This is a genomic window from Psychrobacter sp. K31L, from assembly GCF_017942195.1.
GTDB classification, from domain to species: domain Bacteria; phylum Pseudomonadota; class Gammaproteobacteria; order Pseudomonadales; family Moraxellaceae; genus Psychrobacter; species Psychrobacter glaciei.
The window spans coordinates 46,554-55,557 of record NZ_JAGKSC010000012.1; the positions used below are offsets into that span (position 1 = coordinate 46,554).

The window sequence follows — 9,004 nt, forward strand, 5'->3', positions numbered from 1 at the left end:
TTATTATCGCCAAGTCTTTTTGCGTTTCCACCGAGTGGCTTCCGCAGTGTTGTCTTTGGTTTGTCCCAAATAGAACTCTTTAATATCATCAGAGTGCATCAGTTTGTCCGCTGAGCCTGCCATGACAATACGCCCTGTCTCTAACACATAACCGTAATCCGCGGCTGCCAAGGCAACTCTGGCATTTTGTTCAACCAGTAGAATCGTGACGCCTTGCTCTTTATTAAGCCTGCGAATAATCGCAAATATCTCCTGTACCAATAAGGGAGACAGTCCAAGAGACGGCTCATCAAGTAGCATAAGAGAGGGCCGTGACATTAACCCGCGACCGATAGCGAGCATCTGCTGCTGACCACCAGACATCGTGCCCGCTGCTTGTGTACGGCGATCTTTTAGGATGGGAAAATACTCATATATCATCTCTACATCGCGCTGTATTTCAGACTTGTCACGCCGAGTATAAGCACCCATCGCTAAGTTTTCGGCGACATTCAAAAAGGGAAATACCTCGCGCCCTTCGGGTACGTGCGACAGTCCTTTTTTGACCAAGCGATCAGGTTCAGTGCCATCGATACGCTCACCATGGAACCACACTGCACCCTTGCGAGGATTGATAACACCCGAGATGGTCTTCATTAACGTCGTCTTGCCCGCACCATTCGCGCCCAAAATAGTGACCACTTTACCTTTGGGCACCTCTAGACTCACTCCCCTCAATGCCATAACCGGACCATAAGCAGATTCTAGATTTCGCACCTCAAGCACGTTGTTTTTTACTTCAGAGTCGACCAAATTCATTTCAGTAGCCGGTGCGGCAGAGGATAGTGATTTTTTAATAGCTGACATTACACACTCTCCTGTCCAAGATAGGCTTCAATAACCTGTGGATTGGCTTGCACCTCAGCTGCCGTGCCCTGAGCCAAAAACTTACCTTCAGCGACGGCCAATACTCGATCTGACACCCGATTTACGAGACTCATGTCATGCTCTACCATCAAGATAGTCAGACCAAGATCCTTTTGCATGTCTTCGATCCACCATGCCATCTCGGACGTCTCCTCCACGCTGAGACCAGAGGCAGGCTCATCGAGCAAAATAAGCTTTGGATTAGCGGCTAGTGCGCGCGCAATCTCAACCACCTTTCTAATGCCGTAAGGCAAACCTGCGATCAGCTTATCTCGATAAGGGGCTAACTCTAAAAAATCTATAATTTTCTCAACTTGCAAACGATGCTCTCGCTCACTACGGCGCACCTTTGGCAAAAACAGTAAGTCCTGTATCCACGACGTATTGCGCTGCGAATGGCGACCGATAAGCAGATTCTGTAACACGCTTGAGTGATCAAACAACTCGATGTTTTGAAACGTACGGGCAATACCCAATTTTGCGATATCGTGAGCGGGTAGCGTGGTGATATCAGTACCATCAAAGGTAATACGACCACTAAGCGGCTCGTACAGGCGACTGATTAAGTTAAAAATCGTGGATTTACCAGCGCCATTAGGCCCTACGATAGTGAATACCTCGCCCTCGTTTACCTCAAAGCTAATGTTATCAACGGCTTTGACACCACCAAACGCGATAGATAAGGAGTCAACTTTTAATAAGCTCATCGCATACGCTCCGTTTTAAGATAAGTTTTAGAACGGCGAAATAGTCCTTTTCGATACAATGGAAACATCTGAAACCAAGTCCGTATCTTTATCCAAATACCGTATATACCGCGTGGCTCATAGATGATCATGATGACAATGACTAAGGCAAATAGCGCCGTATCAATACCAGGAATACTGGTGATATTAGAGCCCGTACTTTGACCAATGACATCGCCTAAGATAGCTATCACTTGTGGCAATAGGACAACGACGATAGCACCAAAAAACGCACCATGTATCGAGCCTAAACCGCCGATGACAATCTGCAATAGTATGGTTATAGAGATGATAACGGTAAAGCTCTCATAGTTGACCGCTTGCACAAAATGCCCGTACATAGCGCCGCCAATAGCGGTAATCGCACAAGATATGCTAAACGCGAGCGTTTTGGCTTGCGGGACATTAACGCCAAGCGCGCGGGCAGAGACTTCACTGTCTCTGATGGCTAAGAACGAGCGCCCTGTGCCGCTCCTGAGCAAATTGATATAACCTAATGTCACCAGCACTACTAGCACGAGGCACAAGTAATAAAAGGCCTTTGGCGTGATGTAGCGATCGATGGTGTAGCCAAAGAGATTAATAGGAGAGGCAAAGGTACCAGATATGCCGCCAGTAATAGGCTCAGCCACGATAGCGATGTCTTCGACGATTATGCTAAGCGCCAAGGTCGCGATGGCTAAATAGATACCGCTGGTTCTTAAGATCGGTCTGGCAATGATAGCGCCGATCACTCCAGTAATGAGCGCGCAGGCAATCAAAGCAGGGAAAAAATTCCACCCTCGTGCCATCAACGCCATATGGCTAAACGCACCGATAGCCATAAAGGCGGCGTGACCTAAGCTGACTTGTCCGGTGTGACCCGTCAAGAGCATCAGACCCAGTCCAGAGATAGACCAGATCAATATGGCGCTGAGCTCACTAATATAATAGTTACTCAGCAGCCAAGGTGCCATTAATAGTAGTAAGAGGAGTACGCCATACTTTATGAGTTGGCGCTTGTCATCGAAGATATTGATATCTTGATCGTAACTGTGTTTAAACTGGGCTTTCATTGGCAGTACTCATCCTTGAAATATTTTAGTCATCCTTGACTCAAAACTTCTATACTTTTTTCTGTTTTACCTGAGAAAAAATACCGCCTGGACGTACGATTAGTACGATCAACATAACCACATAAGGCGCAATTTGACTTAAGCCTAGCGGTAGATAGCGACCAGCAAATGGCTCTATCACCCCTACTAACAATCCACCTGCCAGTGCACCAGGTAAGGAACCTAACCCACCGATGACCGCAGCGGCAAAGGCCTTGATACCGAATAGTAATCCGACAGAAGGCTCAATCGCGCCTTTGGCGGCAAATAGTATGCCAGCAAGTGCAGCAACCACCCCTGATAACGCCCAAACGATACCATTGACGCGCTTAACGGGAATACCCATATAATAGGCGGCCATTTGGTTCTGACTACTGGCTTGCATCGCAATACCGAGCCGCGTGTGGGCAAAAAAGAAGTATAAAATGGAGGTTAGTGCGATAGTAGATATGATGATAATGATGTCAACATAGGCGATACTCAGCGAGCCTAATACCATCATCTTGCCTGAGAATGGTGTCTGTAGTGAGACTGGGCTATGTCCCCAGATGACACCAGCGACAAAACGCATCAAGAAACCAAGCGAGATGGTAAGAATGACCATCGCAAATTGCGGTTGACCAAAGATACCACGTAGGACAAAGCGATCGAGTAAGTAGCCAAATGCGCCCATGATAATAGCCGCAAAGGTGATACCTAATAAGAAAGGAAAGTTTGCCTGATCGGCATTAATGAAAGATATGCCTAAAAAGGCACCGAGCATAAGCATGTCGCCTTGGGCAAAGTTCACTGCCTCTGAGGCTTTGTAAATGAGCACAAAACCCAGCGCTAACAGCCCATATATACAGCCATTAGCAATCCCGCTAATGAGCAGTTGTAGGATATCCATAAAGTCCCTTTTGTCTTAGCATTGTCATCCGTGACAATGTTTAAATAAGCCGTTCAATCGGCTGGCTTTTTAACTCAACTACTTTTGAAGAAATTCATTTCCTTCAAATAAAAACGACTAAAATTCTAATAGGTAACAAAAGTGGCAGCAATAGGTGCGAATAACATTCATATTTTTACATTATACCAATCATCAATTGTTGTCTATAGAAAAAGTAAAGTTATTCAATGATTTATAGCAAGCAGACTAAAGCTATCTATATTACTCACCTAAAAACACTTCCATTATTGCCATGGTATAATTGAGATACTTTATATCGTTTATCCAAACCTATTATCTTAACCTACCCTATAAGTCATTATCATGAGCCAAATGCAAAACCAAGCGGCACCCGTTAAGTCAAACAGCCAATACGATGTCATCATCATCGGTGCAGGCGCTTCAGGGTTATACTGTGCGCTCACTGCGGGTCGCCGTGGTCGCCGCGTGCTGGTATTAGACCATGCCAATAAAGCTGGCAAAAAAATCCTCATGTCGGGTGGTGGACGCTGTAACTTTACCAATTACTTTGTAGAGCCTGAGCACTTCATTGGTGCCAATCAACATTTCTGTAAGTCAGCCTTGAGTCGTTATCCGAGTTGGGAATTTATTGGTATGGTGGAGGCGCACAAAATTGCTTACCACGAACGTGAGCATGGTCAGCTGTTCTGTGATGACTCTGCACAAGATATTTTGACCATGCTGCTGGATGAATGTAGCGCGGTAGGTGTGCAAGTGAAGCTGAATGCGCAGGTTGAAAGCGTTCAAGCCATCGAAAATGATAAAAATGCCCGATTTGAATTACTGACAACCAAGCAACTCAGCAAAAAAGAAAAGCAAGAGAGAAAAGAATCGGGCAATCAAACCAAGCTGCCGCAAACAGGCTACCGCTGTGAATCTTTAGTGGTGGCGACTGGCGGGCTTTCTATCCCAACGATGGGCGCTAGTGGCTTGGGTTATGAATTGGCGCAGCAGTTCGGGCATACGCTTGTCGCAACCGATGCCAGTCTCGTGCCTTTTACTTTCACCGATAAAACGGGCGAGCTTATCCGTGCTTTGGCAGGTATTAGTCTGCCAGTGATTGCCAGTAATGAGCGCATCTCCTTTAGACTGCCTGTGTTGTTTACCCATCGCGGACTCTCAGGTCCTGCTATGCTACAGCTTTCAAACTACTGGCAAATTGGCGAAACCATTAGCATTAATTTACTACCAAATATCGATATGACAATGCTACTTTTGGCGCATAAAAAATCGCATCCCAGACAGCTCATTCGTACCGTTTTGGCTGATTATACCGATAGTGCATTACCCAAGAAGCTATTGGCAGCGCTACAAACGCACTTGTGGGATGATATCAAAGACACAGAGCTGGCCAATATTAAGGACGAGCGTCTGACTGAACTTGGTACGACGCTCAATGGCTGGCAGCTTAAGCCGTCTGGCACCGAAGGATATCGTACCGCGGAAGTGACGCGCGGCGGTGTCAAAACAAATGAAGTCTCGTCAAAAACCATGCAAAGCAACTTTCAGGACGGCCTATACTTTATCGGAGAAGTATTGGATGTCACAGGTTGGCTCGGTGGCTACAACTTCCAGTGGGCGTGGGCCAGTGGCTTTGTCTGCGGCGAAGTGGTTTAATAGAAGTGGATTTTATATAGGGTCTATTGATAAGTTTAAAAATAAACCCTAAATAGACCCCAAATAGACAGTTATCGTCTGGGGACATGTCAATCTGTTGTATATACGATTGACTGTGATGACCATCATTATAATAGTAAATATAAACACGGGCTTGCGAGGTGAACAATGCGTGCAATTAAACATATTCATGGTGACAAAGTACCGCATTGGGTCGGTGACGGTTTTTATGTGAAAACCTTAGTCAATCATCTTGAGGAGGATCCCAGTTTTAATTATAGCCACACTGACCCATTTTTATTATTGGATTATGGCAAGCCCACGACCTTTGCCCCAAACCCCAATTATGAAGCGCAGCCTCACGGTGTCGGACAGCATCCACACAAAGGCTTCGAGACCGTGACCATCGCTTACTCTGGTGAAATCAGTCACAGGGACTCAACTGGCGGTAACGGCATCATCTTCGAAGGTGATGTGCAATGGATGACTGCAGGGCGCGGTATCTTGCATGAAGAGTTCCATTCGCAAGGTTTTGGACAGCGCGGTGGCGTCTTTAGTATGGTGCAAATGTGGTTAAACCTACCAAGCGCCCACAAGCTGACTGAGCCAAAATATCAGTCCATCAGACGGACTGATATACCGATTGTTGAATTGCTAGATGATAGTGAAGCTGCTCAAACAACCATTGGTAAAGTGGCTATTATCGCTGGTGAGTGGCAAGCTATAACTGGAGCAGCCGATACCTTTACACCCATTAATTTATGGGATATCGAGCTGCATGCAGCAGGATCGACGGCGCTACAGGTGTCAAACAGCCATAATGTTTTATTATTGGTACAAGAAGGCGAGCTACTCGTCAATGACACCCCTATCTCAGCGGGTCAACTGATTCAGTTTGTAGCACCTACCAAAAGCACTATAAACTCACAAGCTATAAACTCTCAAGCTATAGATTCACAAACGGAGCAGTCTGCCTCATTTATTACCGATGCTACTGATACTATTCAGCTGACTTATCCAGCAACATCTGATACTGAAAAAACGGTAGCGCCAGTTCGACTATTGATCTTAAGTGGCGAGCCCATTGGCGAACCTATCGCCAGTTATGGGCCGTTTGTCATGAATACTCAGGCCGAACTAAAACAAACTTTTCGCGATTATCAAACAGGTAATTTTGGTAAATAATAGGGTCTGTTGAATAGTATAAAAGCCATAAGAAATGAACACAGTAAACGTTCAAATTATTGACAATAAAAAAGCCACCTCACTATTGATAGTAAGGTGGCTTTTTAATGGATATTATCGGCTTAGCATTTACGCGAGCTGACAGTCCATTATGCTTGGTTTAGAAATGGATAATCGGTGTAGCCTTCAGTACCGCCGCCGTAGAAGCTTTCTGGATGCTGCTCGTTTAGCGCAGCGCCTTCGCGGATACGTTCGGCCAGATCAGGGTTGGCGATATAGTCACGACCAAAGGCGACCGCATCGATATAACCTGCTTTGATGTTTCTCTCTGCTTTTTCAGCAGTATAACCACCAGCCGCGATAATAGTCTGATTAAAAGCTTGGCGGATGTGCTTACGGAATTCATCATTATAAGGCGTGCCACCTGCCCAATCAGGCTCTGACAGATGTAAATACATCAAACCACGGTCATTAATCTGCTCGATCATCCAGATGTTTTCATCTTCATTATAGCCAGCTTCGACATTATTAAAAGTACCAAGTGGCGAAATACGAATGCCCACATGGTCGGCATCCCAAGCGTCTACACAAGCATCGATAACGTCAAGCGTCAAGCGAGCACGGTTTTCGCGACTACCACCATACTCATCATCACGCTGGTTGGTTTGCTCAACCCAAAACTGATGCAATAGATAACCATGAGCCCCATGAATCTCTACACCATCAAAACCTGCTTCTTGAGCATTTTTGGTTGCTTGTGCAAAATCAGCAATGACTTGTTTAATTTCATCAAGTGTGGCTGGGCGTGGTGTCGTTGCTTCAACACGGATGGCTTGATTGTTGCTATCGCGCAATGAGGTACGGATACCAACATGAACATCTGACGCAGAAATTGGCGCTTTGCCATCAGGCTGCACGCTTTCATGAGAAACCAGACCGGTATGCCATATCTGTGCGACGATTTTTCCGTCTTTGGCATGAACATTATCAACGATGGTTTTCCATGCTGTAATTTGATCTTGGGTATGAATACCCGGCGCGCCAGCATAGCCTTTTGCTTGAAAAGAAACCTGAGTCGCCTCAGTGATGACAAGCCCAGCGCCACTACGCTGTGAATAGTATTCGCTTGCTAATGCTGTCGGAACATCACCTGGCTCGACAGAGCGCAAGCGCGTCAATGGTGCCATGATAATGCGGTTTTTTAGGGTTTGAGTACCCATATCGAGTGGTTCAAATAAGTTGTCGTGTGCCATGATATGCCTTATATCTAATTGGTTTGTTATTACAAATGATGATCGTTGTTGTAGATGCCCGTTACTATAAATCAATCCGCTCAACGCTATGAAAAGTTTATGAGTTATTGAGTTCATAAAATGTATCCATGCTTGCGATTGAATCATGCAATCGATACACAAAGTATCTTGTGAGCAGTTCGACTACATTATGGGGAATAAGACTTTATATTCAATGATAATTTATCAATCCTGTTGTTTGATAAAGCTAATCTTAACTATCAACGCCTTACTCAATAGACTTCCAAGCCCACCTTATTAAAAGTATCAAGGAATACTTGATTGGTGAGTTGGAAGGTTAGATTTTTGCTAGATATTGAGAACAATTGAAATGGTTGAATCTTTAGTACGGTCAATCGCTTTTACGCTAAGCAGTGCCTAAATTTGCATATAGACGACATGTTTTGACGAACTTAAGTTTGATTTTTAACGCTTTAGGCCTCTATAATGTAAGGCAAATAACAGATTCGCGATAAGCGTCTAAACGTTGGGTATTTAAGCAAGGTAGCACTATGGCAGCCTATATCACAGTCGGCGCAAAAACCTCACACGGTGGGACGGTCATCTCTGGTTCACCGCACACCACTCATAACGGCATCCCTATCTCGCGTAAAGGCGATAAAGTTGTTTGTAAAAAATGCAAAAAGGTCACGACTATTCTTACGGGTGATCCGTCGTTTATTGTGGATGGTGCACCCATTGCGCGCGGCGGCGATGTCACTAGCTGCGGCGCTAAGCTGATTGCGATTCAGCTGGCGTTTGCGGAGTCTGGCGTTTGCGGAATCTGGCTTTGATGTAGGCAGTATTGCGCAGGCTGCGCCTTTGGTGTTTGCAAAATCTGAGCCTGATAGTTTGTTTGCAAGTTTGACGGCTTCTGATAATTCAAATGTGGTTTATTCTAGCCATTTTGACAATGGAACTGAAGTGAGTTCACAATTGGCTATATTTAGTGAAACCAGTTCAGCAGCGGAATATACGGGAACTGAAAAAAAAGCTATTCAAGAGGCAGTGATTGAGCAAAACAGAATGCTTAATAACACTAAAAATACCCTTACAAGGTGGAATTCAGATGACCAACAAGAATTCAAGCAGGCATTTGGCGATGTAAAGGATATTGAAAAATCGAGAGAAATGAAGTTATAGTCAGTTCATAATAAAAGAGATACAACCCATATCATGAAACAGTTTAGGCAGATTATTCTCCATCCATCCTTG

The 9,004-nt window shown here is 45.0% G+C and carries 9 protein-coding genes; 4 read left to right on the top strand and 5 right to left on the bottom strand.

The annotated features are described in order from the left end of the window. Nucleotides 1-3: 3 nt before the first annotated feature. Genes J5X94_RS13425 through J5X94_RS13440 form a run of 4 tightly spaced genes read right to left on the bottom strand, consistent with a single transcriptional unit; the run spans nucleotide 4 to nucleotide 3,635 of the window. Entirely contained in the window at nucleotides 4-798 is a 795-nt protein-coding gene (locus tag J5X94_RS13425; protein ID WP_210541590.1) for an ABC transporter ATP-binding protein, read from the bottom strand. Nucleotides 799-845: 47 nt separating this feature from the next. Next, on the bottom strand, nucleotides 846-1,613 hold the full coding sequence (locus J5X94_RS13430) for an ABC transporter ATP-binding protein (protein ID WP_210541581.1): 768 nt from the start codon (nucleotides 1,611-1,613) through the stop codon (nucleotides 846-848). Then, the gene (locus J5X94_RS13435; RefSeq protein WP_189583192.1) at nucleotides 1,610-2,707 is read right to left on the bottom strand and encodes a branched-chain amino acid ABC transporter permease; all 1,098 of its coding nucleotides are present in this window, start codon (nucleotides 2,705-2,707) and stop codon (nucleotides 1,610-1,612) included. The genes J5X94_RS13430 and J5X94_RS13435 overlap by 4 nt, the downstream gene beginning before the upstream one ends. A 49-nt stretch (nucleotides 2,708-2,756) precedes the next feature. Further along, the gene (locus tag J5X94_RS13440) at nucleotides 2,757-3,635 is read right to left on the bottom strand and encodes a branched-chain amino acid ABC transporter permease (RefSeq protein WP_210541582.1); all 879 of its coding nucleotides are present in this window, start codon (nucleotides 3,633-3,635) and stop codon (nucleotides 2,757-2,759) included. A gap of 363 nt (nucleotides 3,636-3,998) precedes the next feature. Between J5X94_RS13440 and J5X94_RS13445 the strand changes: the two genes are divergently transcribed. Both J5X94_RS13445 and J5X94_RS13450 read left to right on the top strand, forming a co-directional pair. After that, nucleotides 3,999-5,312 (top strand): NAD(P)/FAD-dependent oxidoreductase, encoded by a 1,314-nt coding sequence (locus J5X94_RS13445; RefSeq protein ID WP_210541583.1) that lies wholly within the window; start codon nucleotides 3,999-4,001, stop codon nucleotides 5,310-5,312. A gap of 168 nt (nucleotides 5,313-5,480) precedes the next feature. Then, nucleotides 5,481-6,497, top strand: coding sequence for a pirin family protein (locus J5X94_RS13450; protein WP_210541584.1), 1,017 nt, complete (start codon nucleotides 5,481-5,483; stop codon nucleotides 6,495-6,497). A 149-nt stretch (nucleotides 6,498-6,646) separates the two neighbouring features. On the opposite strand, the gene J5X94_RS13455 is transcribed toward J5X94_RS13450, so the two are convergent. Further along, complete coding sequence (locus J5X94_RS13455; protein WP_210541585.1) at nucleotides 6,647-7,750, bottom strand: alkene reductase; 1,104 nt, start codon at nucleotides 7,748-7,750, stop codon at nucleotides 6,647-6,649. A gap of 551 nt (nucleotides 7,751-8,301) precedes the next feature. Here J5X94_RS13455 and J5X94_RS13460 point away from each other — a divergent pair. Then, a complete protein-coding gene (locus tag J5X94_RS13460; RefSeq protein WP_210541586.1) occupies nucleotides 8,302-8,583 on the top strand; it encodes a PAAR domain-containing protein in 282 nt (93 codons plus the stop codon). A 28-nt stretch (nucleotides 8,584-8,611) separates the two neighbouring features. Further along, complete coding sequence (locus J5X94_RS13465) at nucleotides 8,612-8,932, top strand: hypothetical protein (RefSeq protein WP_210541587.1); 321 nt, start codon at nucleotides 8,612-8,614, stop codon at nucleotides 8,930-8,932. Nucleotides 8,933-9,004: the final 72 nt, after the last annotated feature.

Coding starts and splice junctions, on each gene's coding strand:
- J5X94_RS13435 (WP_189583192.1), bottom strand. CDS start 2,707: ATGAAAGCCCAGTTTAAACACAGTTACGATCAAGATATCAATATCTTC.
- J5X94_RS13430 (WP_210541581.1), bottom strand. CDS start 1,613: ATGAGCTTATTAAAAGTTGACTCCTTATCTATCGCGTTTGGTGGTGTC.
- J5X94_RS13450 (WP_210541584.1), top strand. CDS start 5,481: ATGCGTGCAATTAAACATATTCATGGTGACAAAGTACCGCATTGGGTC.
- J5X94_RS13440 (WP_210541582.1), bottom strand. CDS start 3,635: ATGGATATCCTACAACTGCTCATTAGCGGGATTGCTAATGGCTGTATA.
- J5X94_RS13460 (WP_210541586.1), top strand. CDS start 8,302: ATGGCAGCCTATATCACAGTCGGCGCAAAAACCTCACACGGTGGGACG.
- J5X94_RS13445 (WP_210541583.1), top strand. CDS start 3,999: ATGAGCCAAATGCAAAACCAAGCGGCACCCGTTAAGTCAAACAGCCAA.
- J5X94_RS13455 (WP_210541585.1), bottom strand. CDS start 7,750: ATGGCACACGACAACTTATTTGAACCACTCGATATGGGTACTCAAACC.
- J5X94_RS13425 (WP_210541590.1), bottom strand. CDS start 798: ATGAATTTGGTCGACTCTGAAGTAAAAAACAACGTGCTTGAGGTGCGA.